This is a genomic window from Cyanobium sp. NS01 (genome assembly GCF_014280235.1).
GTDB lineage: Bacteria > Cyanobacteriota > Cyanobacteriia > PCC-6307 > Cyanobiaceae > NIES-981.
In genome coordinates, this window is the sequence record NZ_CP047940.1 from 1,737,855 (window position 1) to 1,764,566 (window position 26,712).

General features: G+C 62.0%; 20 protein-coding genes, 1 tRNA gene and 4 pseudogenes. 15 read left to right on the plus strand and 10 right to left on the minus strand.

Features of this window, described 5'->3' with window-relative positions; genetic code table 11:
- Positions 1 to 4 precede the first annotated feature (4 nt).
- From CyaNS01_RS09030 to CyaNS01_RS14780, 7 genes are all read left to right on the plus strand, one after another.
- Positions 5 to 178, plus strand: a complete 174-nt coding sequence (locus CyaNS01_RS09030; protein ID WP_186696803.1) for a hypothetical protein — start codon at positions 5 to 7, stop codon at positions 176 to 178.
- A gap of 207 nt (positions 179 to 385) precedes the next feature.
- Entirely contained in the window at positions 386 to 1,819 is a 1,434-nt protein-coding gene (locus CyaNS01_RS09035; protein WP_186696804.1) for a flavin monoamine oxidase family protein, read from the plus strand.
- 73 nt (positions 1,820 to 1,892) lie between these two features.
- Positions 1,893 to 2,936, plus strand: coding sequence for a PstS family phosphate ABC transporter substrate-binding protein (locus tag CyaNS01_RS09040; RefSeq protein ID WP_186696805.1), 1,044 nt, complete (start codon positions 1,893 to 1,895; stop codon positions 2,934 to 2,936).
- Between the two features lie 89 nt (positions 2,937 to 3,025).
- The gene (locus tag CyaNS01_RS09045; RefSeq protein ID WP_186696806.1) at positions 3,026 to 3,415 is read left to right on the plus strand and encodes a helix-turn-helix transcriptional regulator; all 390 of its coding nucleotides are present in this window, start codon (positions 3,026 to 3,028) and stop codon (positions 3,413 to 3,415) included.
- A gap of 135 nt (positions 3,416 to 3,550) precedes the next feature.
- Positions 3,551 to 4,186 carry a Crp/Fnr family transcriptional regulator gene (locus CyaNS01_RS09050; RefSeq protein WP_186696807.1) on the plus strand — a complete coding sequence of 212 codons (636 nt, stop codon included), beginning with the start codon at positions 3,551 to 3,553 and terminating at the stop codon, positions 4,184 to 4,186.
- A gap of 71 nt (positions 4,187 to 4,257) precedes the next feature.
- Entirely contained in the window at positions 4,258 to 4,950 is a 693-nt protein-coding gene (locus tag CyaNS01_RS09055; protein WP_186700555.1) for a response regulator transcription factor, read from the plus strand.
- On the plus strand, positions 4,943 to 6,100 hold the full coding sequence (locus CyaNS01_RS14780; RefSeq protein ID WP_255460016.1) for a cell wall metabolism sensor histidine kinase WalK: 1,158 nt from the start codon (positions 4,943 to 4,945) through the stop codon (positions 6,098 to 6,100). Before CyaNS01_RS09055 ends, CyaNS01_RS14780 begins: the two co-directional genes overlap by 8 nt.
- Here CyaNS01_RS14780 and CyaNS01_RS09065 read toward each other — a convergent pair.
- Positions 6,087 to 7,007: a phycobilisome rod-core linker polypeptide gene (locus tag CyaNS01_RS09065; protein ID WP_186696808.1), complete on the minus strand. Its 921-nt coding sequence runs from the start codon at positions 7,005 to 7,007 to the stop codon at positions 6,087 to 6,089. The two genes, CyaNS01_RS14780 and CyaNS01_RS09065, sit on opposite strands and share 14 nt — an antisense overlap.
- Before the next feature lie 283 nt (positions 7,008 to 7,290).
- Here CyaNS01_RS09065 and CyaNS01_RS09070 point away from each other — a divergent pair, with 283 nt between their 5' ends.
- Positions 7,291 to 7,539, plus strand: a complete 249-nt coding sequence (locus CyaNS01_RS09070; RefSeq protein ID WP_186696809.1) for a hypothetical protein — start codon at positions 7,291 to 7,293, stop codon at positions 7,537 to 7,539.
- Here the strand turns inward: CyaNS01_RS09070 and CyaNS01_RS09075 are convergent.
- Positions 7,529 to 9,166: a peptide chain release factor 3 gene (locus CyaNS01_RS09075; protein ID WP_186696810.1), complete on the minus strand. Its 1,638-nt coding sequence runs from the start codon at positions 9,164 to 9,166 to the stop codon at positions 7,529 to 7,531. The two genes, CyaNS01_RS09070 and CyaNS01_RS09075, sit on opposite strands and share 11 nt — an antisense overlap.
- A 209-nt stretch (positions 9,167 to 9,375) precedes the next feature.
- Here CyaNS01_RS09075 and nrdJ point away from each other — a divergent pair, with 209 nt between their 5' ends.
- The 4 genes and pseudogenes from nrdJ (at position 9,376) to CyaNS01_RS14610 (ending at position 13,803) form a co-directional block, all read left to right on the plus strand.
- A complete protein-coding gene (gene nrdJ / locus CyaNS01_RS09080; protein WP_186700559.1) occupies positions 9,376 to 11,706 on the plus strand; it encodes a ribonucleoside-triphosphate reductase, adenosylcobalamin-dependent in 2,331 nt (776 codons plus the stop codon).
- Between the two features lie 46 nt (positions 11,707 to 11,752).
- A tRNA-Ser gene (locus CyaNS01_RS09085) sits at positions 11,753 to 11,837 on the plus strand.
- Positions 11,838 to 12,419: 582 nt separating this feature from the next.
- Positions 12,420 to 12,539, plus strand: a pseudogene (locus tag CyaNS01_RS14985) (IS110 family transposase); the annotation flags it as partial.
- A 122-nt stretch (positions 12,540 to 12,661) separates the two neighbouring features.
- A pseudogene (locus CyaNS01_RS14610) lies at positions 12,662 to 13,803 on the plus strand (ISAs1 family transposase).
- A 740-nt stretch (positions 13,804 to 14,543) separates the two neighbouring features.
- Here CyaNS01_RS14610 and CyaNS01_RS09100 read toward each other — a convergent pair.
- Positions 14,544 to 15,890, minus strand: a complete 1,347-nt coding sequence (locus CyaNS01_RS09100; RefSeq protein WP_186696812.1) for a serine protease — start codon at positions 15,888 to 15,890, stop codon at positions 14,544 to 14,546.
- 182 nt (positions 15,891 to 16,072) lie between these two features.
- Positions 16,073 to 16,306, minus strand: coding sequence for a type II toxin-antitoxin system PemK/MazF family toxin (locus tag CyaNS01_RS09105; RefSeq protein WP_225875600.1), 234 nt, complete (start codon positions 16,304 to 16,306; stop codon positions 16,073 to 16,075).
- A gap of 196 nt (positions 16,307 to 16,502) precedes the next feature.
- On the opposite strand from CyaNS01_RS09105, the gene CyaNS01_RS09110 reads away from it, so the two are divergent.
- Entirely contained in the window at positions 16,503 to 17,135 is a 633-nt protein-coding gene (locus tag CyaNS01_RS09110) for an ISAs1 family transposase (protein WP_225875935.1), read from the plus strand.
- 99 nt (positions 17,136 to 17,234) lie between these two features.
- Here the strand turns inward: CyaNS01_RS09110 and istB are convergent, their stop codons facing one another.
- Both istB and istA read right to left on the minus strand, forming a co-directional pair.
- A complete protein-coding gene (gene istB, locus CyaNS01_RS09115) occupies positions 17,235 to 18,098 on the minus strand; it encodes an IS21-like element helper ATPase IstB (protein WP_186696814.1) in 864 nt (287 codons plus the stop codon).
- Complete coding sequence (gene istA, locus CyaNS01_RS09120) at positions 18,095 to 19,390, minus strand: IS21 family transposase (RefSeq protein WP_186696815.1); 1,296 nt, start codon at positions 19,388 to 19,390, stop codon at positions 18,095 to 18,097. The genes istB and istA overlap by 4 nt, the downstream gene beginning before the upstream one ends.
- 148 nt (positions 19,391 to 19,538) lie before the next feature.
- Here istA and CyaNS01_RS09125 point away from each other — a divergent pair.
- Positions 19,539 to 20,102 (plus strand): annotated as a pseudogene (locus CyaNS01_RS09125) (ISAs1 family transposase); the annotation flags it as partial.
- A gap of 43 nt (positions 20,103 to 20,145) precedes the next feature.
- Here CyaNS01_RS09125 and CyaNS01_RS14990 read toward each other — a convergent pair.
- Positions 20,146 to 20,244: pseudogene (locus CyaNS01_RS14990) on the minus strand (hypothetical protein); the annotation flags it as partial.
- Between the two features lie 346 nt (positions 20,245 to 20,590).
- Here CyaNS01_RS14990 and CyaNS01_RS09135 point away from each other — a divergent pair.
- Positions 20,591 to 21,844 (plus strand): class I SAM-dependent DNA methyltransferase, encoded by a 1,254-nt coding sequence (locus tag CyaNS01_RS09135; RefSeq protein ID WP_186696817.1) that lies wholly within the window; start codon positions 20,591 to 20,593, stop codon positions 21,842 to 21,844.
- A 1,666-nt stretch (positions 21,845 to 23,510) separates the two neighbouring features.
- On the opposite strand, the gene CyaNS01_RS09140 is transcribed toward CyaNS01_RS09135, so the two are convergent.
- The 3 genes from CyaNS01_RS09140 to CyaNS01_RS09150 all read right to left on the minus strand — a co-directional run bounded on the left by CyaNS01_RS09140 (position 23,511) and on the right by CyaNS01_RS09150 (position 26,689).
- A complete protein-coding gene (locus tag CyaNS01_RS09140) occupies positions 23,511 to 24,389 on the minus strand; it encodes a hypothetical protein (protein WP_186696818.1) in 879 nt (292 codons plus the stop codon).
- 300 nt (positions 24,390 to 24,689) lie between these two features.
- Positions 24,690 to 26,327 (minus strand): alpha-amylase, encoded by a 1,638-nt coding sequence (locus CyaNS01_RS09145; RefSeq protein ID WP_186696819.1) that lies wholly within the window; start codon positions 26,325 to 26,327, stop codon positions 24,690 to 24,692.
- Between the two features lie 8 nt (positions 26,328 to 26,335).
- Positions 26,336 to 26,689, minus strand: a complete 354-nt coding sequence (locus CyaNS01_RS09150) for a hypothetical protein (RefSeq protein WP_225875601.1) — start codon at positions 26,687 to 26,689, stop codon at positions 26,336 to 26,338.
- Positions 26,690 to 26,712: the final 23 nt, after the last annotated feature.

A 26,712-nucleotide genomic window follows, 5' to 3' on the forward strand; every position in this document is an offset into this window, starting at 1 on the left:
TTTTATGACCAACTCCGAGCGCATCCAACAACGATTGTCGGCGCTTCGAGAGGAGTACGCCAAGGGTGAAGAGCTGCTAGCCGGCCACGAGCGTGAGGCCAACGAGTTGCGCCAACAATTGTTGCGCATCTCTGGGGCTATTCAGGTGCTCAAAGAGCTCCAGAACGACGACGGCTAAGACAATTAAGTTTCAGTAGACCCTTGTTGTGTGGTGGCATTGTAAAAACCGCTCTGGTGAGCCTGTTGATGCTGGAGGTGATGATATGCACAGCACCAGCCGGTCACTCAGTCGCATCGCCTTCGAGGGTCCACCGATCCCCTGACCCTGATCCCCCCGGCCACCGGGGCCCGGTAAAAGTTTGTCCTGAGCTGGGAAGCTGGGCGGATGGCTTCTTCCCAGGCTGAGCTTCGCAACGGAACCCTCGCGGACCCCGTGGATGTGGTGGTGGTGGGGGCCGGCCTGTCGGGCCTGGTGGCGGCCCGCTGCCTGCAGCAGGCCGCCTGCTCGGTGCGCTTGATCGAGGCTGCTGAGCAGCCCGGTGGCCGTATGCGGGGAGCGTGGCTGCCGCTCGCTGGCGGAGCTGAGGGCCCCGGCCTCATGCCCTGGATCGACCTCGGCGGCCAGTGGGTGGGCCCCAGCCAGACCCGCATGCTGGCCCTGCTGGAGCGCCACCGCATCCGCCGCTTCGCGTCGCCCCACAGCGGCGACACCGTGCTGGTGTTCGGAGAGCAACGCTGCCGGTTCAGCGGTTTCTTCCAGGGCTTCCCCGAGGGCCAGCCCCCCGCCGTGCCCGAGGCCGACTGGGCCGATGCGATGGCGGCCCTGGAGCAGTTCCAGGCCCTGGTGGCCCAGCTGCCCGAGGGTCACCCCCACCACCATCCCGCCGCAGCGGCGCTGGATCGCCTCAGCTTCCAGGACTGGATTGACGCCCACACTCACACCCCGTTTGCCGCCTGGTACTTCGCCTATTTCTGCCGGGCCGTGGGCTTTCTGGGCCCAGCCGAGCCGGAGCAGGTGTCGCTGCTGCACGTGCTCTGGGGTCAGCGCACCGCCCCCCAGGGCGAGCACCCCGAGGAGTGGCTGCTACATGGGGGAGCGGGCCAGCTGCCGGCCCTGCTGGCGGCCGAACTGGGGGAGAGCGTGCTGCAGCTGGGCGAGCCGGTGCGCGGCGTGGAGCAGAAGGGGCCTCACCCCGTGGTGGTGCGCACGGACCGGGCCCGCTACCCCTGCCGCGCCGTGATCGTGGCCATGCCGCCGGCCATGGCGGCCCGGCTGCAGTTCACTCCGGAGCTGCCCGGCGACCGGAAGCAACTCCAGGCCGAAATGGCGATGGGAGCCTGCGCCAAGGTGCTGGTGGCCTATGCCAGCCCCTGGTGGCAGGAGCAGGGGCTGGCGGGGATCGCCATCGGTGATCGCCCCAGCGTGGAACTCTGCGCCGACAGTTCCGACCCCGAGAGCGGCTGCGGGGTGCTGGCCGCCTTCGTGGCGGGCCACCGCTACCACCGCTGGGCCGCCTTGGCGGAGGCAGAACGGCGCCAGGCGGTGCTGGCGGATCTGGCGGCCTACCTGGGCCCGCAGGCCCGCGCGCCCCTGGCCTACCGCGAAAAGGACTGGCCGGCCGAGCCCCACGTGGGCGGCGCCTACGCCGGCTGGATGCCACCCGGCCTGTGGACGTCCTGCGGCGACGCCCTGCGCCGGCCCCATGGGCGGGTGTTCTGGGCCGGCACCGAGGTGGCTGAGCGCTGGCCGGGCTTCTTCGAAGGGGCGGTGCGCAGCGGCGAGGAGGCGGCCGCCTCAGTGCTGGTGGAGCTCTGTTGAGCAGCACCATTCCTTAACCAGCAAGTCTGGTTGATTCACCAAGCTGGAACGGTCCGGGTTCTCCCCTGCTCCCATGACCACCCACCAACGTGGTGCGCTCTACCTGGCCACACCCCTGGCCCTGGCCGCCCTGCTGGCTGGCTGCGGCCAGGCGCCAACGCCGCAGGCCGGCCCCATTCGCATCACCGGCTCCAGCACGGTGTTTCCGATCCTGAAGCTGGCCGTGGCCGGCTACGGGGCCACGGCACGGGGCCGCGACGTGACGGTGGAGCTCAGCGAAGTGGGCACCAGTGCGGGCCTGCGAGCCTTCTGCGCGGGGGAGGCCCCGATCGCCAACGCCTCCCGCCCGATCAGCACCGAGGAGCTCCAGGCCTGCGCCGCCAAGGGGATCACCTTCATCGAGCTGCCCCTGGCCTTCGATGCCATCAGCGTGGTGGTGAGCGGCGGCAACGACTGGGCCTCCTCGATCAGCACCCAGGAACTGTCCCGCACCTGGTCGGCGCCGGCCCAGGGCACGGTGAAGGCCTGGAATCAGGTGAACAGTGACTGGCCCGAGCGTCCTCTGCGCCTCTGCAGCCCTGGCAAGGATTCGGGCACCTTCGACTACTTCAACGAGGCGATCAACGGCAACAAGGCCAACAGCCGCACCGACGTGGAGACCAGCGAGGACGACAACGTGATCGTGGCCTGTGTGGCGGATGACCCCAACGCCATGGGCTACCTGGGCTTTGGCTACTACAAGGCCAATGCCGAGCAGCTCAAGGCCCTGGCGGTTGACGCGGCCGCTGGCAGGGCTGTCGCCCCCTCGCTGCAGGCGGTCCAGGACGGCAGCTACCAGCCGCTGTCGCGACCGCTGTTCATTTACGTGAACGACCAGGAGATGCGCGCCAACGACGCGATCCGCAGCTTCGTGGGCTTCACGGTGGGCAATGGGCTCCGCTTTGTGGAGGAAGCGGGCTCCATCCCCCTGCCGCCGGACACCTACCGACTGGTGGAATCGAAGCTCTACCGCCACATTCTCGGCACCTCCTTCGGCGGTGACCTGCCGGTGGGCCTGCCGATTGCCGAAGCCCTGAGGCGCAGCTTCGATGACACCCGCAAACCGGAGTACCGCTGAGCAAGCTTGCCGGCCCCCCGAACAGGCCACAGGCCAGGGAATTCTGATCGTCTGTCACGGGCCCCAGCTCGACCCCTGAGAATGGCCCGATGACCCTGACCAGCCCCCCTGTTGCGCGGCCCGTCGACACCGCTTCGAGCCTGGCTGACAGCGCTGCGGGCCGCTCTGCGGACAGCCTTGACAACGCCCAGGCCCGTCAGCTGCTCAAGGCGCTCGGGGATCCCCTGCGGCTGCAGGTGATCGAGGCCCTCGCGGGCGGCGAGCGCTGCGTCTGCGATCTCACCGTGGACCTGGGCCTGGCCCAGTCGAAGCTCTCCTTTCACCTGCGGGTGCTCAAGGAGGCTGGCCTGCTGGAGGGGCGCGAGCAGGGCCGCTGGATCTACTACCGCCTGCAGCCGGAGGCGATCACCGCCCTGCAGCAGTGGCTGGGCCGCCTCAATGCCCAGTGCCAGCGGCCCGCCAGCCCCTGTTGCGACTGAGCCCCCACCAGCGGCCCGTTGCCGGTGGCCACAGGCGTGCAGTGCTAACCAACTCTTAAACGGCTGACCATCGGGCCTTGACCGAGGGGCGGCCTGGTCCCCATAGGGTTTTGGCACCCTTCGGCCGCAGCCCCCATGGTGTTCACGCCTTCCCAAGCTGCTGAGCATCGCGACAGCTTCAGGGAGCTGCTGGAGGCCAGCTTTGAGAAACGCAGCCTGGTGCATCTGCCGGCCGGCAGCCCGATTCCCCTGCTGCGGCGCAACCTCTGGGTGGTGGTGCGCGGCATGGTGAAGCTCGGCGCCATCTCCTACCAGGGCGATGCCCTGCTGCTGGGGCTGGCCGGGCCCAATGAGCCCTTCGGCGATCCCCTCAGCAACCAGCCCGCCTACGAGGCCACCACGCTGGTGGCGAGCGACCTGCTCTGCCTCAGCTGCGATGAGATCCACGCCTCTCCCCATCTGGCCATCGGCATCCTGCAGGGCATGGCGTCGCGCTACCGCCAGAGCGAGGCGATGCTGGCCCTGCTCGGCCTGCGCCGCATCGAAGACCGGGTGAAGGGCTTTCTGGAGCTGCTGGCTGAGGAGTACGGCCAGCCCTGCGACCGCGGCCTGCGGCTGCCGCTGCGGCTCACCCACCAGGACCTGGCCAGCGCCCTGAGCACCACCCGGGTGACGATCACCCGGCTGCTGGGCCAGCTGCGCGCCGAGGGCTGGCTCGATCTCGATCTCGAACGCCACCTGGTGATCAGCCACCAACCCCTGCGCCGATGAGCCGCCCGGGATCGGTCCTGCGGCCGGTCAACAGCTTCTGGGATCTGGAGGGCGGCGGTCAGAATGGCGGCATGAGCGCCCGCCTGCTGGTCGTCGAAGACGATGAAACCATCCGCGACACCCTGCAGGAGGCCCTGCAGCTGGAGGGCTTTGCCGTGACGGCCTGCGGCAATGGCCGCGATGCCCTCAACCTGCTGCAGCGCAGCACGGAGGAGAACGCCTACGGCCTGGTGGTGCTCGACCTGATGCTGCCGGGCCTCGGCGGCCTCGATGTCTGCCGCGCCCTGCGGGCGGCCGACATCCTCACCCCGATCCTGGTGGTGAGCGCCCGCGACACGGAGACCGACCGGGTGCTGGGCCTGGAGGTGGGGGCCGACGACTACCTGGTGAAACCCTTCGGCATGCGCGAGCTGGTGGCGCGCTGCCGGGCCCTGCTGCGCCGCACCACCAGCCAGGCCAACCAGGCCAAGGTGCTCGAGCATGCCAACCTCAAGCTCTACCAGGAGGAGTGCCGCGTCACCCGCGACGGCCTGCCCGTGAACCTCTCGCCCAAGGAATACCGGCTGCTGGAGCTGTTCATGCAGCATCCGCGCCGGGTCTGGAGCCGCGACAAGCTGCTGGAGCAGGTTTGGGGTGTGGACTACTTCGGCGACAGCAAGACCGTGGACGTGCACATCCGTTGGCTGCGCGAAAAGCTGGAGGCGGAGCCCTCGTCCCCCGCCCACCTGATCACGGTGCGGGGCTTCGGTTATCGCTTTGGCTGACAGCGGTCGCGGCGGCTGGCCAGGCCCAGGCCGCCCCTGGTGGCGCCGGGGGGCGGTGGCCCTGCCGGAGCCGAGCAGCCGCCAGCTGCTGAGCTGGATCGACCAGTCAGCGATGGGCTGGGTGCTGCTTGATGGCGACGATCGGATCTGCCACATCAGCCCCCGGGCCGAGCGCGTGCTGCTGGCGGAGCTGGAGGGCGGCACGGCGGTGGGAAGTGCAGCCGCCAGAGCAGCAGGGGTGCGGTTGCTGGGCACACCCCTGGCCCGGATCTGCAACGATCCCACCCTGCTGAGCGCCATTGGCCTGGCGCGTCGCCAGGAGCGCGCCCAGCGCCTGGAGTGGCGCTATGGCCTCCTGGACTACGACCTGGCCGTGGTGCCGGGCCGCGACGGCTGGCTGGCGCTGCAGCTGCAGAGCCGGCGGTCGCTGGAGGCCCAGCTCGATCAACAGGAGCGCTGGGTGAGCGATGTGGCCCATGAGCTGAAAACGCCGCTCACCGCCCTGCTGCTGGTGGGGGACAGCCTCGCCGCCCAGGTGACCGATGGCAACGCCCGGCTGGTGGAGCGGCTGCAGCGGGAACTGAGGCGCCTGCAGGACATGGTGGTGAATCTGCTGGAGCTCTCCCGCCTGGAGAACGCCATGCCCGGCCAGGGCCTCAGCTTTGAGGCGGTGGAGCTGGAGGGGCTGATGGAGCAGGTGTGGCAGAACCTGCGCCCCGTGGCCGAGCAGCGGGGCGTGAGCCTGGCGCTGCAGGCGAGCGGGCCGCCCGAGCAGCTGCGGATCCAGGCTGATCAGGCACGTCTGCACCGGGCCCTGCTCAACCTGCTCGACAATGCGCTGCGCTACAGCCCCAGTGGCGGCGTGGTGGAGGCAAGGATCGGCAGCCGCGGCGGCTGGTGTCAGCTGAGCATCCGCGACCAGGGGCCGGGGCTGAGCGAGGACGACCTCAACCACATGTTCGAGCGCTTCTACCGGGGTGACAGCTCCCGGGTGCGCCAGGAGCGCACCGGCAGCGGCCTGGGGCTGGCGATCGTGCAGCAGATCGCAGCCACCCACGGGGGCAGGGTGCAGGCGCGCAACCACGGCGATGGCGGCGCCATGCTGGAACTGATCCTGCCCCAGGAGCCCGCAGGGCTCAGCGCACGCTGACCTCCACCACCCGGCCACCGAGCCGGTTGACCCGCTGCAGCGCCTGGTTCATGCGTGTGTAGGGCACCCGGATCACCGTTTCGGCGGTGCGGGAGTAGGCGTTGTTGGCCACGCCGGTCACCACCAGGGTGACCAGACGGCCGCTGCTGCCATCGGTGCCCCGGGCTCCGGCCATCACCGGCAGGCCGCTGATGCGATCGGTGCGCTCGCTGTTGTAGACGGCCATCGGTGCTTCGCCGTCGCCGCCGTAGGCGCCTGAGCCCACCGAGGAGCGGAAGTAGGAGGGGCCGGAGCTGGGCGGATTCACCGGCACGGGGCGGTTGCGGTGCACCACGCGGTTGAGGCGCGACTGCACGCCGCTGCTGTCGCCCTTCACCGAGGCGGCAGCACCGCGGGCCAGCTGGAACACCCAGGAGAACTGGCGCCCCTGCTGGCCAACAGAGTAATCCCAGCCGTGGATGTAGGGCACCACATCCTGTCCGAAGCGGCCCTGATACTCGTCGCTGTCGATGTAGGAATCGATTTCAGCGTCGTAGCCGTGCTCCTGGAGGATGGTGAAGTGATCGAGCATCTCCTGGGCGGTGTTGGGGGCACGGCCCAGCAGATGCTTGTGGTTCAGCTCAATGAAGCGATAGGGGTTGCAGTTCTCGAAGAACTTCTCCTTGTAGAGGCCACTCTTGGCCACCAGGCGCACGAATTCGCGCACGCTGAGATCACCGTTGCGGAACAGGGATTCGAGCCCATTGAGCCGCTCGCTCTTCATGATGTACTGATTACCCAGCACCTGCTGATACACCGCACGCACGATTGTCTTGCGGTCGTCTTCTGTGGCGTGGGCCCAGTTTTCCTTGTTGCGAGCGCCAGCGAAGCGTTCAATCCCCAGTGCGGGGGCTTTGACCAGTGCCATGGGCGGGGAGGCGTAGGGCGAGGATCGGGAAGGGAGTAGGCAGCATGCCGAGGCACGCGCTGGCACGACGCTAAGCCGATCCCCCGGGCCTGTGATCAAGATTCATTGAACGTTGGGATCGTGTGAAGAGCTGTAAAGAAGCCCTGGCCTGGGGGCCCTGATTTGTGGCAGCCAGAGCGGGTCGCTAAGGTAAAAACAACACCAAAGATTGATCGGCACCCACCGATCCAGGAGGTTCACTGTGCTGCATTTCTGGGCCCCTGAGATTGATCCCGCCCACCCGATGGAGTGCACCCAGCCCGAGCGCTACGCCATCCGCCGGCTGGAAGACGGCCTGTTTCTGGCCGTGCAGGGCACGGACCAGCGGGTGACGCCGGTGGCGGACCCCTACGAGGCCTACCTGTTTCACACCCACGAGGCGGCCCTGCGGGCAGCCCTGCAGCTCAACAGCTCCGGGCGCGGACCGGTGGATGTGATCAAGATCGAGTGGGAACCGGCTGCACCAGCCGAGCAGGCCAGCCTCACAGGCTGATCGGCTCGACGCCGCTCACCACCGGCGCCACCACCGCCAGTTCGAGGTCGGGGTGGTCGTCCTGGAGCTGGCGCAGATTCCAGGCGTTCTTGAACAGCAGCACCGGCCGATCCCAGGCATCGCGCACGGTCTTGCAGTTGAAGATGCGGCCCACGGCCTCGAGGGCGTCCCAGCCGCCGCACACCCAGCGGGCCACGCTGAAGCCCATGGGCTCCAGACGGGTCTGCACGCCGTATTCGTGCTCGAGCCGATACTGCACCACCTCCAGCTGCAGCTGACCCACCGCCGCCAGGATCGGGTCACGTTTGCTCTGGTCGGTGTCGTAGAGGATCTGCACGGCCCCCTCCTCGCGCAGTTCATTCACCCCCTTGCGGAAGCTCTTGAAGGCGGAGGGGTTGGGGTTGCGCAGCCAGGAAAAGATCTCCGGGGAGAAACAGGGAATGCCCTCGTATTCCACCTTGGCGCCCATGTAGAGGGTGTCGCCGATGGCGAACATGCCGGGGTTGTTGAGGCCGATCACGTCGCCGGGGAAGGCATCGTCCACCACTTCGCGGTCCTGGCCGAACAGCTTCTGGGGCCGCGACAGGCGGATCGCCTTGCCGGTGCGGGCGTGCTGCACGGTCATGTCCTTCTCGAAGCGGCCGCTGCAAACGCGCACGAAGGCCACCCGATCGCGGTGGCGGGGGTCCATGTTGGCCTGCAGCTTGAACACGAAGCCGCTGAACCCGGGCGCCACCGGATCCACCGCCCCGCCGCGGCTCTGGCGCGGCACCGGCTTCTGGGCCAGCTCCAGGAAGGCATCGAGGAAGGGACGCACGCCGAAGTTGGTCATCGCCGAGCCGAAGAACACCGGGCTCAGCTCGCCGGCCTGCACCAGGGCCAGATCCAGCTCGGCGCCGGCGCCATCGAGCAGCTCCAGTTCCTCCAGGGCGGTGGCCAGCAGGTCGGGCTCCACCAGATCCGCCAGCTCAGCACTGCCTGCCAGCAGCCGCTTCTCGGTGGCCTGACGGCCCCGCTCGGCCCGCTCGAACAGGATCACGTCGCGGCTGCGGCGGTCGATCACGCCGCGGAAGCGGTCGCCACTGCCGATCGGCCAGTTCACCGGCCAGCAGGTGAGGCCCAGCTCGCTCTCGATCTCATCGATCAGCTCCAGGGGCTCACGCCCCGGCCGGTCCATCTTGTTGATGAAGGTGAAGATCGGCACCCGCCGCAGCCGGCACACTTCAAAGAGCTTGCGCGTCTGGGGCTCGAGCCCCTTGGCGGCGTCTTCCAGCATCACCGCGTTGTCGGCGGCGGCCAGGGTGCGGTAGGTGTCTTCCGAGAAGTCCTGGTGGCCGGGGGTGTCCAGCAGGTTCACCGTGGTGCCGGCGTAGTCGAACTGCAGCACGGTGGAGGTGATCGAGATGCCGCGCTGCTTTTCGAGGTCCATCCAGTCGGAGGTCACCTTGCGCTGCTCCCCCTTGGCCTTCACGGCGCCGGCCTGCTGGATGGCACCGCCATAGAGCAGCAATTTCTCGGTGAGGGTGGTCTTGCCCGCGTCGGGGTGGGAAATGATCGCGAAGTTGCGGCGCCGCTCCACGGCCTCCGCCAGGGATTCGAGATCGATGCCGACGGGGCTGCTGGTCATGGACCCAGCCTGCCAGAGCCAAGGCGGGGCCTGGGTCCTGCCCCGCAGCGGCGCCTGGGGTCGCCCTCCTGGGGGCCACGCTGGCTGTGGTGGCAACGGCGTCTTGCAGCCACCACTGGTGGCGTTATGGTGCACCCCAACCACCGGATCGCCCTGCCGTGACCCTCTCCGCCCAACCCCTGTCGGATGCGGCCCGCCAGGCCGCCGAACTGGGTTATGCGGCCGCCGATGCGACGCCGGCCGGCCCGCTGGCTGGCGGCGATTTCCCGGCCACGGCGCCAGCGGCGAACCCGGTGTTTTACCGCACCTATTCGCGCCGCACGCCCCAGGGCCGCGAGAGCTGGCAGCAGGTGGGCGAGCGCAACCTGGAGGGTCTGCGGCGCCTGGGCCACCTCACCGAGGCGGAAGTGCAGTTGCTGCGGCGCATGCAGCAACACCAGAAGGCCCTGCCCTCCGGCCGCTGGCTGTGGATCGGCGGCACGCCCTGGATCGAGCAGAGCGAAAACTTCTCCGGCTCCTACAACTGCACCTCCACCAACCTGGTGGACTGGCAGGCCTTCGCTCTGATGATGGACCTGGCGATGATGGGCTGCGGCACCGGCGCCATCATCGAGCCGCACCTGATCAGCCGCCTGCCGGTGCTGCGCAACCAGCTGGTGCTGGGCAGCGTCACCGACATCGGCTCCACCCCGGCGGGCCAGCGCCAGGAGCACACCAGCCACACGATTGAGGCGAACAGGGTTCACATCAAGGTGGGCGACACCCGCCGCGGCTGGGTGGACAGCTACCAGCTGCTGCTGGAGCTCAGCAGTGATGAGCGCTTCTGCCAGCACGGCGCCGCGGGCGAGATCCAGGTGAGCGTGGACCTCTCCGATGTGCGCCCCGTGGGCGAAACCCTCAAGGGCTTCGGGGGGATGGCCAACCCGGTGAAGCTGAAGGACCTCTACGGCCGTGTGGCCCAGATCCTCAACCGCGCCAACGGCCGCCAGCTCACCTCGGTGGAGTGCTGCCTGCTGATCGATGAGGCGGCCGTGACGATCGTGGCCGGCAACATCCGCCGCAGCGCCGGCATGCGCCAGTTCGCCGCAGACGACACCGCCGCCTCCACCGCCAAGGACAACCTCTGGCAGCAGGACAGCGAGGGCAACTGGAGCATCGATCCGGAGCGCGATTCGCTGCGCATGGCCAACCACACCCGCGTGTTCCACACCAAGCCCAGCCGGGCTGTGGTACTGGAGGCCGTGACCAAACAGTTCCAGAGCGGCGAGGGCGCGATCCAGTTCGCCCCCGAGGCGATCGCCCGCTCCAATGCCGATCTGCTGCCCACGCCTGAGCTGCGCCAGGAGTTCATCGCCCTCTATTGCGAACAGGGCCGCGAGCAGGCCGGAGCATGGCTGCAACAGCACCACCCCGGCATCGAGGCCGATGAACTGGAGCACCGCCTCGGCCGCTACGGCCTCAACCCCTGCGGCGAGATCCTCGGCGCCGACTTCCACTGCAACCTGGCCGAGATCCATCTCAACCAGATCCACCCCACCGATTTCCAGGCCCAGGAAGACGCCTTCCGCGCCGGCGCCATCTCGGTGGCCTGCCTGCTCAACCATCGCTTCGAGGTGGAGCGCTACCGCCAGAGCCGCGCCTGGGATCCGATTGTGGGGGTGAGCTTCACGGGCCTGTTCGACTTCTTCGTGCATGCCTTCGGCACCCCCTGGCTGCGCTGGTGGGAAGCGGGCCGCCCCGACAGCGAGGAGGGCCGCACCTTCCGCGCCCAGGAGGCCGATTACCTGGCCCGCTGGAAGCGGATCGTGAATGAGGCGGTGTGGGACTACTGCGACCGCCACGGCCTGCGCCGCCCCAACCGCTGCACCACTGTGCAACCGGCCGGCACCAAGAGCCTGCTCACCGGCGCCTCCCCCGGCTGGCATCCGCCCAAAGCGCAGCGCTTCATCCGCCGCATCACCTTCCGCAAGAACGATCCGGTGGCCCTGGCCTGCCTCGACTACGGCTACGCCATCGTGCCCTCCCAGAGCGATAAGGACGAGCAGGGCCGCCTGCTGGATGATCCCTTCGACCCCCGCTGCACGGAGTGGCTGGTGGAGATCCCCACCGAAGTGAGCTGGGCCAACATCCCGGGTGCCGATGCGGTGGAGATCAACAACTTCTCGGCCCTGGCCCAGTTCGACTTCTACATGCAGGTGCAGCAGCACTACACGGCCCACAACACCTCCGCCACGGTGGAGTTCCGCGAGAACGAGATCGAGCCGCTGGCCGAGGCCATCCACCGGGCGATCGAGGGCGGCCAGGGCTACATCTCAGCCGCCCTGCTGGCCCGCTTCGATGCCAACGCCACCTTCCCGAGGCTGCCGTTCGAGCCGATCGACCTGGCCACCTACGAACGCCTGAACAGCGAAGTGGCCGCCCGTCGCCGCACCGTCGACTTCTTCGAGGCCCTGCAGCGCTACGACGGCGGCGAGCTGCAGGAGGCCGGCCCCGCCGGCTGCGACTCCGACAAGTGCCTGCTGCCTCTCGCCAAGCCCTGAGCCTGCCGTGGGAAGATGGTGGCTCCCGGTCCACGGGCCGGGGATGGGAGAGGTGGTCGAGTGGTTGATGGCTCCGGTCTTGAAAACCGGCGAAGGGAAACCTTCCGCGGGTTCGAATCCCGCCCTCTCCGTTGAAATGGTTTCAACCATTCCAAGACAGTTGAACGTCCTGTGGCCAGGAAGGATGGCGGTTCAGGGCTGCACTTGTTCGGGGCTGCGGAAAACAGAATTGGGAAGCTACCTGATGGCGTTCAGGCCGCTTGATGGAGGTGTTTGTGCATCGCTTGGTCTCCCCTTCTGACTATCATTGGCCGTACATAAGTTGAATCGAGTTACAAGAGTTCGGCTGCATGGCAACGCTGGCCATCACCTGGCCGCAAGGTGTGCTCTGCGGAGAAGTTAGCCTTGCGGAGGCGGCTCAGGTGAATGGGGGAGTTAGAGAGTGGCAGACGTGTCAGGTTCAACAAGCGGTAAAACCATCGCAGACACCATCGCCGTTATATCTGAGGAAGCCCGTGCGGGCTCTGTGGGAGACTTTCTGGGAAGTCGCTTCAGTATTCGCCTCGTCAGAGTTTGTTGAAGCAGAGTTCTTCCCACGGATTTGGGAGATCAACCTCGATCTTCGCATCACGAAGTGGACTACCTGGTTACGGTGAGGCCCTAGCAGAACGGATTCATTCGGTGACCAGCTTGCGTCTCCTACCTGCCCCACCCGCAGAACGGAGGAGGGGCTCTCGAAACCGAAGATCCTGCGATGTCTCAAACGGTTCATTGCCCGCGAGGTGTTCCGAATCCTCATGGGCGGCCCAGGTGTCCGGTTGCAAAAGGCTTAAGCTCTGAGTGATAGGTCAACCAGGCTCTCACCATCCAACCCAGGGCTGATTCAAAGTGTGTCACAGGCGCTCTTGCCGCTCCTGTCAGCATGGGTTGAGGTCGGTGGAATCGCCTCCCTCTTGTGTCCAAAAGCGCTTCTGCCGCAACCGATCTCGACCTGATCAGCTACCTCAAGGCAATTCCGGACGCGCGCATGCGGCGCGGGGTGCGGTTTCCGGCCTGGTATCTGCTGCTGGTGGCGGTGCTGGGCATCCTCAGTGGTTGCCAGAGCCTGCGGGACCTGGAGCGTTTTGCCATCCGTCACCACAGCGTTCTGACCGAGGCGCTGGGGCTCGAACTGCGCCGTCCGCCCTCGGATTCCTCGTTCCGCTACTTCTTCCTGCAGGTGGACGTGGCCGCCCTCTGCGCCGCGATCCGCGACTGGACGATCGCCCAGATCCCAGCTGGTGCAGGCGATCTTGATCAGCTGGTCTGCGACGGCAAGACGTTGAGAGGTTCCATCGAGCCCACTGCCGGCGGGGGATCCGCGTTCATCGCCCAGGTGACGCTCTACTCGGCTGCCTTGGGCGTAGCGATCAGCCAGGCCTGCTATGCCACGGGCGAGAATCACGAGCGGGCGGTGCTGCGCCAGCTCCTCGGTGAACTGGATCTTGAGGGCGTGCTCATTCGGGCGGATGCCCTCCACACCCAGCGCCCGTTTTTCGACAGCTCCAGGAGCAGGGGGCCGACTTCCTGCTGACCGTCAAAGCGAACCAGAAGACGCTGCACCGCCAGATCCGCAGCCAGTTCCAGGGCAAGCGCAGGATCCCTTTTGTGGCAACGGATCACGAGATCAGCCACGGGCGCGACATCACCTGGACCCTGCGCGCGAAACAGGCACCGGAGCACATCCGCGAGAGCTGGGTCGGGACCAGCTGGATCGTGGAGGTGGCCGCCAACGGCACCCGAGACTCCAAGCCGTTCCAGGCCACGCACCTGTTTCTGAGCAGCCTGCGCACCACCCCAGAAGCCCTGCTGCAACTGGTGCGAGACCGCTGGAGCATTGAGGGCTGGCACTGGATCCGTGACACCCAGCTCCATGAAGACGCCCACCGCTACCGGGGCAATGGCGCTGGGGCCATGGCGACACTGCACACGGCAGCCCTGAACCTGCTGAGGCTGGCGGGTTTTCAGTCGATCCGAGCCGGCATGCAGGCGGTGATGCACGACATCACGGCGCTGCTGGCGATGGCGCGGCGCCAACCAGAACCGAACCCCTGTTGAGACTTTGAATCAGCCCTGCCATCCAACCCACCCGCAATGGAGGAACGGGTGGGTTGGATGGTGGATGTACACACGGGTAGTCGCCCCTCAGGGGATCGCGCAAAACAGCCTGTTAAGGGGTTGACGATCTATACGAGCATCTTCTGCGAAGCAATTCCCGACAGCGGCAGCAAGGACATCAAGGGGGACGCCCTCGTCGAGGTGGCGGCGGATCAGCCGCTCCCAACTGAACGGGATCAATCGTGCCATGGGGAGCCTATGCATTAGAGGAGAGGTCTCGGGACGGGCGGTAACACCCCAAGCCTGGCGACCTCACACCCCTTTGTCAGCTGAACAACCAGGTGGGTCTACACACATAAGATCGGTGTACGTATGCACAGGTGGATATGGATAATCATCTCCACTATTCAGATGCTGACTCCACCGGCTCGCTGGAGCAGACCATCTAAAACTGACCCTTCCTTGATATAGTCCCTTATGAACTGACATAGAAGGAAGGACTCAATGCCCTGCGTTCAATAGATCCTGAAGGTAGAAGTGTTGTTTCCACCACCTCCTAAGTCGAGACCATTCTGACTAAAAAAAGCACCACGTCCTGAAAATGCCGTAATAATACCTTCCTGAAATGGAATCATAGCTGTAGCTCTCCATCAGGACTGCTGTAGATATTTCCGCCTGAGAACGCTGTTATAACTCTGTCACGATATTGGATAAGCGCTGTTAGACCCTGGTTCCCGTTATTAGGCTCTCGTCGTTAGACCACCCCCACCTATGCTTCTGCCGTCAGGGCTTAAATAGATCCCTTTCCCGCTAAATGCTGTTACAACACCTCTCTGATAAGATATTATCTTGGCAACTGTCTGGGTTCCATGCGTGGAGTCTCCTATTGCGTTCCAGAATGCTGCACTACGAAAACTTGTTCCTGCGTTACGGCCTCCTCTCGTACCGCAACCGCCACTAAAATGAACGCCAATTGATGTATTAGTTGCTTGTTGAAGAATCGGACTCCCTGAGTTGGCAGGCTGCGTATCAGTCCTGTATTCAATTCGTATATTGTTTGGATAATTAGCAGGCCCCGTGCCGGTTTGTTGCGTTTGACTATCAGCATTCCGGGGCCCAGAAGAGCCAAAATTCGGCGATGGGCCATCTACGCCATAGCCTGTGATTGTTACATTATTAGGCTGTGATCTTCTGGATAAAGGAATCAATGTTCCCTGTGCCTCTGCTGGAAATAAGCCCGTAATCTGATTAGGCCTGACTCGAAAGACTGCCCAGTCATTGTCGGTTGTTTCCTGCGAAACAAAAGAGTCTGGAACGACGAAGTATTGGTCATCCACAGCTGCTGGCTGGGTTGTTCCAGTGGTATCTGATGGGGGAACATTAAATTCAACAAGAGTTGCCCCAGGACGATCACAGTGACCAGCAGTTATCATCCGATCCCCCCACACAATATATGCAGTGCACCCAATATCCATTAATCGACCTACCCCTCGGTTGGAAGAGGTAACACGATTATCAGATGCATCACATATAGATTCTGGATTAATCCGTGGATTGAGTTTCTGACCTTGAGGCAGCAACTTACTGCTATCTGGACCAAGCATCTTCTGGAGTCCTTTCGGCAGCACGCCGTCGGATAGGCTTGAAGAACCAATGCCAATGATAATCTTACGGATTGCAATTGACCCTGTCGATAAATCCTCTTCAGGTGATGATAATGTGATATTTAGCACTGAACCTTTGAAACGCGGTGTGTGCCCATCCCATGACTCGATCTGAGAATCCGATAACCTAATGATTTCTCCAGTCGAATCTTCGATCTGCAAATAATCATCAACGCCAAGCTGTGGCTTTGAAAACTGCAACTGAATCCAAGTGGCACCTGGTAGTGAAATCTGTTTCCTATTACCGCTTTGCATGGCTGAGAAAAGTTGCGATAAGGAAGCTGGTGCAAACTCACTGGTAATCTCTAGTCTTGGTGTTGGAACAACTTCATCTGCAAAAGCCAACGAACCACGAGAAACAATCAATGGTGGTAGTCCTGCCGCTAGCAGTAGGCACACGCCAGTGGAAAATGAATTTCTCATGAAGTGGTGCATTCATTCTTTAGTCAACATACATAGGAAAATTCTGAAGCGATCAATGGCTGACATGATTATTAACAAGAAGTGATATCGACCATACTTGCTTCGATTCGTCTGTTTAGCTCGTTCCTAAGAAAACCCAAGTGTGCTCCGGCTGGATGAACCTCACTTTTCTCAATCGCCAGTCAAGGCTCTTCAACTGATGCGACCGGAACAACTCCACTGACTGCATATCCATCAGGGAGCTCCACCTCGCAGGGATATCCCTTGATCTTGGAGGTTACAGGACAGAACAAGGCCAGACCGACTTTTCCGTTGTGGGACTTTGGAGACAGGACAAGTGCTGGCCTTCTTCCACGCTGCTCACTTCTGGCTTGTGGTGTGAACTCCAGCCAAGCTAAATCACCACGATCGTACATAGGTCGACATCAGAATGCTTCGGCGCCTTCTGCATTCCCTGTATCAACTGACGCGTGGATGTTCTATGGCGTGACCCCCGCAAGAAGATCCGCAAGCCTGAGCCGGCTTGGCACCAGGGCCGCCTAAAAGTGTGTCCTGGTACTCCTTGGCGTGGCCGTCAGCATTGGGTTCGCTCGGCGGGTCTCAGTGCCCCCAATGCCCGAAAACCTCTCTGCTGCAGTCGAACAGCCCGCACCGAATGATCTGATCAGCTTCCTCAAGGCCATCCCGGACGGCCGCTACCGCCGTGGGGTCCGCTACCCGCAGTGGTTCCTGCTGCTGGTGGCGGTGCTTGGGATCCTGAGTGGCTGTCGGAGTTCCCGGGATCTCGAGACGTTTGCCAGGCGGCACCGAGAGGCGCTGAACCGGGCGCTCGGCCTGGGCTTCAAGCGCTGGCCCTCCGATGCCACGTTTCTCTACCTGTTCAATAAGGCCCACCTCCAGGAATTCGGCCAGGTGCTCCAAGCCTGGATGATCAGCCAGATCCCAGGCGGGGCGCACGGTCTCGACCAGTTGGTGTGTGACGGCAAGACCCTGCGCGGCTCGGCCATCGAGACTGACGACGGCAGCCACCGTTTTGTGGCCCAGGTCACGGTGTACGCCCGCGCCCTTGGTGTCGCCCTCGCCCAGAAGACCTACGACACGCATGAATCCAGTGAGCGTGCGGCGCTGAAAGAGCTGCTGAGCACCCTCGAGCTCGATGGCGTGCTGATCCAGGCGGATTGTCAAGCGACATCCGCTTTTGGTCCTCTGGCGACACGAAAACTGGTCCACCTGATGGCCTGCTGATGGGGGCCTTACGGCGGCCCTTGGATCGGTGTTTCATCGGTGGGTGTCGTGTCGTTGTTGTTGGTTTGCGGCATCGGTGCCACTTGATCCGGGTTCCCCTCAGGCCTCCTCACCGGGCGGCGGTGGCCGTAGGCCAGCGCTGTCCGGTGAGGAGGAACCGCCCGCCTGCGGGCGGATCAGGCCGCTGCGACGCTTCTCCCTCAGCCGGTAGCTGTCGCCCCGGATCGTCAGCACGTGGCTGTGGTGCAGCAGGCGATCGAGGATCGCCGTGGCGACCACCTGATCGCCAAACACCTCGCCCCACTCCATGACGGGGCGGTTGGAGGTGATCAGCACGCTGCCGCGCTGATAGCAGCGGGAGATCAGCTGGAAGAACAGGTAGGCCGCGTTCGGCTCCAGCGGCAGGTAGCCCAGCTCATCAATGATCAGCAGCCGAGTTTTGGCGTACTGCGTCAGCCGGGCCTCCAGGACATGCTGCGCCTGGGCCTTGGCCAACGCGCTGATCAGCTCCATGGCGCCGACGTACTGGACGCTGTGACCGAGCCGCACCGCCTCCCGGCCCAGCGCCACCGCCAGGTGGGTCTTGCCCACTCCCGGCGGGCCGAGCAGCAGCAGGGTGTCGCCGTTGGCCACCCAGCGACAGGTCGCCAGCTCTCGGATCTGAGCCGGATCAAGCGACGGCTGGGCCTCGAAATCGAACGCTTCCAGCGTGCGCACATACGGAAAGCGCGCCAGCCGCAGTGCCATCTCCATCCGCAGCTGGTCCTTGCGGGCCACCTCGGCTGCACACAGCCAGGCCAAGGCCTCGCGCAGGTTCATCTCCCGCCTGGCCGCCTCCTCCAGCAGCGCATCCAGGCGATCGCGGATCGCTGGCAGCCGCAGGCGGGTGAGCATCGCTTCCAGCTCCTCGGTCGGCACCGGTGGGGTGACCGGCGTAGATCGCTGGCGTGGGTTGGTGCTCATGCCGCCACCTCCCCGATCAGCTCGGCATAGACGGCCAGAGGCCGTGCCAGTTCAGAGCTGCGGACCATGCGCTGCTCCTGATCACGACTTGCGTTGCCATCCCGCAGCGATCGCTCCGCCTCGCGCTGCTGCCGCTGCGGCACCAGGCCATCCCAATGACCGTCGATCACCTGGCGGCTGCGGCTACCGGGCCGCTGGCGCCTGTGCTCAGCGACGATCCGGCCGCCATAGCGGATCAGCACCTGCTGGTCCCGCACCAGCACGCTCACCCGCTGACGGATCAGCGCCTGCGGCGCCGAGTACCAGTTCGCCTCCACCTCCACGCAGCAGTCGCTGTGCACGATCCGCACCAGCTCCCTCTCCGCCAGGAACGACGGCTTGGCCTCCAGTGGCTGCAACGCCTGGGATTCTGCGCGCACAAACCGCTCCAGCGGCGCCTCGCCGGTGGTGCCATGCACCCGCAGGTCGGCCACCTCGCGGCTCCAGCGCACCAGATGGGCCTCCAACTCCGCCCAGCTGCTGAACTCCCGCCCAGCGATGGCGTTCCTCTTGACGTACGCCACCCCGCGCTCGTCCTTGCCTTTGGTTCTGGCCCGGTACGGGCGACAGGCCCGCGGCTTGAACCCCCAGTAGCTGGCGAACTCCCCCAGCCGCTGGGCGAACACCACGATGTGGCGCTCGGGATCGTGCTGACTTACCAGCGCCCGGGCGTTGTCCACCAGCACCTCCTGCGGTACCCCGCCCCAGTGGCGGAAACCCTCCTCCAGGGCCTCGAGCCAGTGGTCCTGCTTCTCGCTGCGGAAGGCCCGCACCAGCAGCCGGCGCGAGTACCCCAAGGTGAGCACCGCCAGGTGCACCCGCACCCGCTCGCCGCCAATGCTCACCAGGCACTGGCCAAAGTCAGCCTGGAGCTGCCGGCCCGGCGGGGTCTCAAACCGCACCGTCGCCAGGGCCGCGTTGCGCAGCTCCCGCCGCCACGGCTCCACGGCACGCTCCACCGTGCGCAGGCTGACCTCGATTCCCTTCTCACTGGCCAGCTCCTGCCGCACCACATCGGCATTGCCGCGGTGGGCCAGAAACCGCTGCCGCAGCCACTCTCGCTGGCCGTCGAGAACCGCGTTGCGGCAGGGCTTGCCGTAGGGCTGCCAGCCACCCTGCCGCAGGTACTTGCGCACCGTCTCGGGCGAGCAGCCCAGTTCCCTGGCAATGCGCCGCCGGCCCCAGCCTGCTGCCGAAAGCCGCTGCATGGCCTCCACATCCTGAGGGGTCTGCACCGCCGTCTCCACAGCCATCGGCTCCAGAGATGGCTCCCCTCCGCTGGCCTTGTCGTCCTGCCTGGCTCGCTCCACGGGGTGGACCAGTTTTCGTGTCGCCTCCGGACCAGTTTTCGCTGTCGCCTGACACGGATGCGCTCCACACCACCCAGTCGTTTTTCGCTGGTGCCTCGCCCAGGGGGCCGACGTGCTCCTGAGCGTCAAGTCCAACCAGAAGAGCCTCTACCGTCAGATCGGTTGCCAGTTCCAGGGAAAGCGTCACATCCCTTTCACTGCAACGGATCACGAGAAGCGCCATGGGCGCGACACCGTCTGGGAACTACGGGCCCGGGAGGCGCCGGAGCACATCAAGGCCAACTGGCCCGGTAGCGCCTGGATCGTGGAGGTGATCACCGACACGCTGAGCCGCAAAGGGAAGCGCAGCGTGCGGCGGCACCTGTTTCTCACCAGCGTGCGCACCACGCCACCAGCCCTGCTGCGCCTGATCCGGCAGCGCTGGAGCATTGAGAACGAGTGGCACTGGGCCCGCGACGCCCAGCTGGGTGAGGACGCTCATCGCTACGCCAACCGGATCGGGGCCCCGGTGTTCGCCGTCCTGCGCACCATCGTGATGAACTTGCTGCGGCGAGGCGGCTACCGCTCGATCCGGCAGGGGCTCCGGGAGTTGGCCTACGACATCCAAGGGATGCTGGCGCTTGGCGGCGTGGCCGCTCGAGCGAGCTCGGCTTGATCGTACTTTTAGGCAGCCCTGGGCTTGGCACAGAGGGCCTCAAGACCAGTTCACCGACCTTCGCGGTGAGGCTGACCTCGGTGCAGGCCCTCATCCCCACCTCCTCAGCCAAGCCGCGTGGAATCCTCACGCCAAGGCTGTTCCCCCACTTCTGAACCTCCGTCTACATGCCCAGCTGTGGCTGACTACACCACTCTTTGCCTCGTTGGCCTTTGTCCCATCTCTCCAACGCTTGCCATCACCTGGCCGCAACAACCAACGGGGATATACAAGGTGCGCTTGGTGGCGGCTCAGGTGCATGGCATTGTTAGACCTTTGAGCCAAAGCATCAGGATAATTGACTAGAACATCTTGTCCTTAATCCCAATATCATTATCAACGCCAACAGATTCAATGATACTGCTAGCACAATCAGTACGCTAAGATTTGCAAACCCAGAACCAGGTGCGCCTCAAGTGAAGTACAGTTGTACTACCCGAGAAGTCCTTGTGAACCTGGTTGATTCAGCGTGGAATGATCTTTGGTCGGCTGGCATTACCAATCCAATCGATATATCCCGAATCTTTTCCGAGATTGCCACTAGCAGATCTCGCACTAATAGCACCACTCTTATAGATCAACTGAAAGTTGACCAAGGGCTTTCACGAGCCATTGAAAGGGCGTCTACTACATTTGCTCACTTGCTAAATGATAGCTCATCGGGAGATCACCTAGGAGATATCTACGAGTATATCCTCTCACATCTCTCAACGGCTGGCCACTTTGGCCAGTTCCGTACACCCACTCATCTAATTAACTTTATTTATGATGTCTTTCCCCCGCTTTCCCAGGGAACGATTTTAGACCCAGCATGTGGTACTGGCGGCTTTTTGATTGAAGCCAATAAGAGGCAAGCGGATAGTCACTTTATTGGGTGCGAAATTGATAGGTCTGTTTTTGAACTGGCTGTTGCCAACGGCAAGCTTCATGGAATTGAAAGGCTAAATGTTATGCGCCAATCTGGAATTGGCCTAGCCGATCTAAAGCCTGATTTAATCGCCACAAATCCTCCTTTCTCTGGAACCTTTGATGAGCCCTATTTCTCGGATATTGCGGGCTTAACAACAAGCAAGACCGAGCTCGCATTTTTATGCAAATGCCTTGAGTTGCTAGAAGAAAGTGGTCGATGCGCGATTGTGCTTCCTCTCGGTGTGGCCTCGAATACCAGTAAAGAGTTTGTACAAGTTCGCAAAGCTCTTCTGAGGAATGCTTCCATCAAGGCGATTGTTGAACTTCCTAGAGGAAGCTTCTTGCCGTACACTGATGCCAAGACTGTAATCATCTTTTTTGAGAAAGACAGAAGAGGAACATCTGAGTTTATATCTGCTGTCTGCACCGATGATGGCTTTACTCTAGATGATGCCAGAAAACCAACAGGAACATCTACTCTGCCTATTATTGCAAGGTGTATTGACCTTGGAATCTTCTCGCCAGGGAGTAGTTTCTGCAGGGAATCATCAATACAAGAGCTTGATGACTACCTCAGACTAGTTCCATCAAGAATTAATAGCTTAGCATCAAGCGCAATTAGCTTTCAAAGAAAGAAGCGATCGCTTAAGGACGAATGTCGTGCTGAGATTGATGAGCTTTTCGTCGCGGTGAATAAGCTACAGTCTGTTATGTTAAGACTGTCTACCTTTGCCAAGAGTTCAACACAGTGCCCTACGAAAATGAAGGAGGATGCAGTCGATGTTGCTCTGTGATCTTGTTTCACCATTGCGCATCAGAGTGTCTCCAGGCGAGTTTGGTTTACACAAGTACTATGTTGGCCTCGAACATATTGAAAAGAATACTGGAGTCGTCAAGCCATCTTTAACCTCTGATGAGAAGCCTTCATCTGCAAAGACATTCTTTCCAAATGGGGCATTATTGTTTGGCAAGATACGCCCCGAACTCCGCAAGGTCGGCGTTAGTTCATGCGAGGGAATCTGCTCAACTGATATCTCAGTCTTTATTCCAGTAGACGAGGCCCAAGCTAATGCAATAGCACTCGTACTGCGAAGTGATAGAGCGGCCGATTATTTTAGTTCTTTACGAACCGGAACGAGTCTTCCTCGAGTTCGAGAGGATGACATTCTAAGATTTAACATGAATTGGTGTTCAGGTTATCTTCTGAAGGAACTTCAAGAGTTATCTACTCTATTGGCAACATTTAGGCTTAGCGCTCTTGATGTAGAGGCAAAGTGCCGGCACTTAGAGGCCAGAATCTCTTCTTTGTTGTAGGCTTATGCTTGTCCTCGGCGTACAGTCTTGAGCCGTTCAACAAACTCCAAATATCTCTTCATCTCTGGATCTGCTGATGCCAGCTCAGCTCTTTTATCCTTGGCTGCTAATGACCTTGTAGCAACCATTCGTACTAGTCCCCCAAAGTTTTGCGCATATGATACATTGGAGCCTCTTAGGCTAATTGGCCCTGTCCTTCTCTCTCTTACATTGCTTGCATTAACTGGTTCTCCGTGGTGAACGCAACGCGAGGGATCGCATCCATCTGGACACGAACCCCTGTCAACAAATGATCCACCGCGTTCAATGTGAAGTAAGTCCCTTAGACTGGCAATTGATCTAGATCGAAACAATCCTATCTCATCTATTCGTGGGTACACATGGATTCCACCAGTCTCTGCCCATCCCCATGTAATAACCACAAGAAGATCGTCCTCGCCAATCTCGCTGATTAATGAGTCAAAGTGCGCCTTGGACTCGTCTGCGTTAATGACCATAGATTTAACTTCGATTCTGAAGAGTTCACCAGTCTTAGTCTCAGGTCCCCATGGAGTTACATCCGATATACATGCAAAGTCATTGAATTCATGATTGGGGATCCAAGCCAGTGATACATCCATAGTGCGGAGATGTTGACTTGCGTAGAATCCCCACAACGATTCCATTACAAGCCCAAGCCCACTGCCAATCCGACCGCCTCTCATGCAGAAGTGCTCTAGGGTAAAAAGATTAATCTGATCTTTGACTAAAACAGCGCATTGGATCAATGCTTCGCTTGAGGTTGCCAAAGCCTATGGCCTCTAATCCGATCCAGTGTATATCATAAGACCTTAGTATTGGCGTACTACTTTGGTGGGCGTTGAGAATCTGCCTCACCTGTCAAGATGCTATTAGGCTTAAATGAAGATCATTGACATTGGCGATTGGGTATAACTCTGGATGCTTGAATCGAAAAGGTCTAACGCTCAAGATCAGCGGCGGGCAAGAAGCCGAACACAAAGAAAGGGAATTATTGGACCCGACCGCTGCATCTTGATGTTAGCTTGGTTGCCGACATATTCATGGCTCACTTCAAGGAGCTTACTTGCCTACCACTAACGCGGAATTAGCCTGCATACTGTCCTAGACGCATCACGCCGCCCATAGTCACTTACCCACTAAACCAGGATTCGTCAAATCAGATAGAGGATCAATGATCTGGCATGAGCATTGCTGGTATTCCCTGATTGCCGGATAAATTGCAAAGAAAGGATAGAATCTACAGATATTATCGCCAGCTGAGATGGCAATGCCAGCGAGCTTCGTGTCAGAGGCTTCTGGCATGAGGTTAACAATAGGGCCACCACTCATGCCATTTAGACAATCATGATTTACCTCGGACTCGGAGACATCAAAGGAAATCAGCATTTCATGGTTATCCTCAATGAGAAGAACGCCGGTAACAAGACTTTTGTGAACGGTGGTCATATGAGTGAACCCTTTCCTGGTATCATCATGCGCGAATTCATTAAGACGGAAGGGATACCCGCAAACAGTTAAGAATTGACCCTCGAAGAACTGATCCTGATTAAGGCAGGGAGGCGTTTCACCGTCAAGGTCGATAAAGCAGTCGGGAGCAGATCCTGGAAAGGGATCAAATAGCTCGATTAAGCAAATATCTTCGTGATCTACAAGTGGTATTTCGTGCCTGATTCGTTCACTAATATTCCACAGCCTCCTTGGATACATAAAGTCTAGGAGAGAGTCCCATCGTGGACGGGAGTGCATTGAAACCCAGAACGGAGACTCATTCAGGAAGCCCTCGGGCATATTGTTGGTCAGAACATGTTTAGCGGTCAACAAGAAGAAGACCCCACCAAACCTAAGTAATACTGAGCTCCCAGCCCCATACATCCAGTCCACATGAAAGTAGCCACGCTCAGCCAAAGACTGTTCTAATGACGTAAAAAAGAGTCTTCGTGCAGATTTTGCCGCATTCGACAAAGGCGTCTGCTGTAGAAGGATTGCAGGGTCAATCTGGGTCATTGCTGCTTGGCTAAAAGCTTGTTCAAGCTAACTAGTCATTGGATGGTTCCGTGAACCACAGCCGCCCGGCCTCCCCCCTTCCGATAACCACTCCCAGCAGTCCTCGCCCGCTTCTGGAAATCCCTGGCTCAGCATAGGATTTGAGCATTGCTTCACCAAGCTTAAATGTGGTTCAAGGGTCCGCAAACCACTTGTTCGATTGGCTACAAAATGTCCACTGGTTGAAGGCCCTCAGCGCGCCAGGTTGAGCAAAGGGGTATGGCTCATGCAGCACCTCAGATCTCGTGAGGGTTTCTTCCACTACTGCTGCAGCTCCCACCAACTCTCCTCCACCCACACCGACACCGAGCCTCCCTGGCAGTGCCACTCGGCCCAGCCGTGGGCGTTGGTGCTGATCACGGCGGGGTGGTGGCCAGTGAGGTCGCGGAAGCGGGTGTGGGGTTTGCCCACTTCCATCCACTTCGATCCGGCGGGGCCATCGCTCATCAGCACCGCCAGCGCCAGGGGATGGCCAGGGCTGCCGAGGCGGGTCCAGCCAATCGTGTTGAAGTGGTCGAGGTAGTCGTACTGGGGGCCATAGGCGCACTGGGTGCGGGCCAGCAGGAAGCGATCGATCAGGCCGCGGTGGGAGGCCATCGACACGCTGTAGCTCTGGCCGTTCTTGCTGTCGCTGTAGGTGGCCCCGTAGTAATCGGCATGGAAGATGCAGGGATAGCCCTCATCGCGCAACAGGATGAAGGCGTAGGCCAGCGGCTTGAACCAGTCCTGCACCGGTGATTCCAGGGCCTGCAGCGGCTGGGTGTCGTGGTTGTCCACCAGGGTCACGGCCAGCAGCGGCGCTTCCTTCATCAAGGTGCCATCCAGCAGCCGGCGCATGTCGTACTGGCCGCCGCCGAGGCTGGCCTGATGGAAATTGAGATGCAACGGCGCATCGAAGAGGCTCATGGCGCCGCCGGTGTTGGCCAGATACCACTGGAGGCTGGCCAGGTCGTAGGTCCAGTACTCGCCCACCACGAACAGATCGCGCTGCACGTGCTGCTCCAGGTGGTCGACCCAGTCCACGAAGAAATCACTGGCGATGTGCTTGATCGCATCGAGGCGGAAGCCATCCACCCCAAAGCTGTCCAGCATCCAGCGGCCCCAGTGCTTGAGTTCGCCGCGCACCTCGGGGTGGTTGAGGTTCAGGTCGGCGCCCATCAGGAAGTCGTAGTTGCCTTTTTCGAGGGCCACGTTGTGCTCCCGCAGCGCCCCCTTCACCTGCCACACCGCCTGGTAGTCGCGCTCGAAGCCGTTGTAGTCCACAGCGTCGAAGTGATACCAGTGCCACTGCATCTCTGAATACCGCCCGCCGCGGCCATCGAAGCGGTAGTGGGTCCAGGCGCGGATGGTGCGTTCATCGCCGAGCTTGCGGGTGCGGTCCTGCGGATCGAAGGGGGTGGCCTGGAACTCCTCTTCCGCATCGGCAAACAGCTTGTGGTTGAACACCACATCGGCATACACCTGAATGCCGTGCTCACGGCAGGCCTGCAGGGCCGCCTCGTAGTCCGCTCTGGTGCCGTACTTGGTACGCACCGTGCCCTTCTGGTCGAATTCGCCCAGATCAAACAGGTCGTAGGTGCCGTAGCCCACGTCGTACCCACTGCCCCCCTTGGTGGCGGGCGGCAGCCACAGGGCCGTGATCCCGGCGGAGGCCAGGGCTGGGGCTTCGGCGGCGAGGCGGCGCCAGTGGCCACCATCCGCCTCGCTGTACCAGTGGAACCACTGCATCAAGGTGCCGTTGAATTCCGTGGGCTCGGCGCTGCGGCGTGCTGCCGTGGCCGGCCCCTCCCGCTGCAGCCAGCTGCGCAGCAGGGTCGCCACCCCGGAGGCGGTGTCCTGGGCGGGGTCGCGGAACACCTCCAGGGCCTGGGTCTTGAGCTGCCGGGCGACGGGCGACATGCGGCTGTTCAGGAGGCAGGGGGTGAGGCCTGCGGCGGCGGCGTCTGGGGCCCCGGGCCGGCGGTTCGGCGCTCCAGCCGAGGGGCCTCGCCAGCCTGGACGGGCGGATGCTGGGCGCTCTGCCGATTCAGCTCCCGCTCCAGCATCAGGATCCGCATCTCGCGCAGGCAGTACTTGCAACCGCCGGTGGTTTGCAGATGTTTTTCAGGGGTGATGCAGATCTGCTTCACCGGATGCATCGTGCAGCGAATCTTGATGGGCGACTTATAGCTTTTATAGATGATTTCGCTGTAGTCATAGCGATCGCCAAAGCGCGAACGGGCCCGCTCCAGAAATAAGTCCCGGCTGATCGGATTGCCCATGGCACAGAGATTAGGCACCTGGC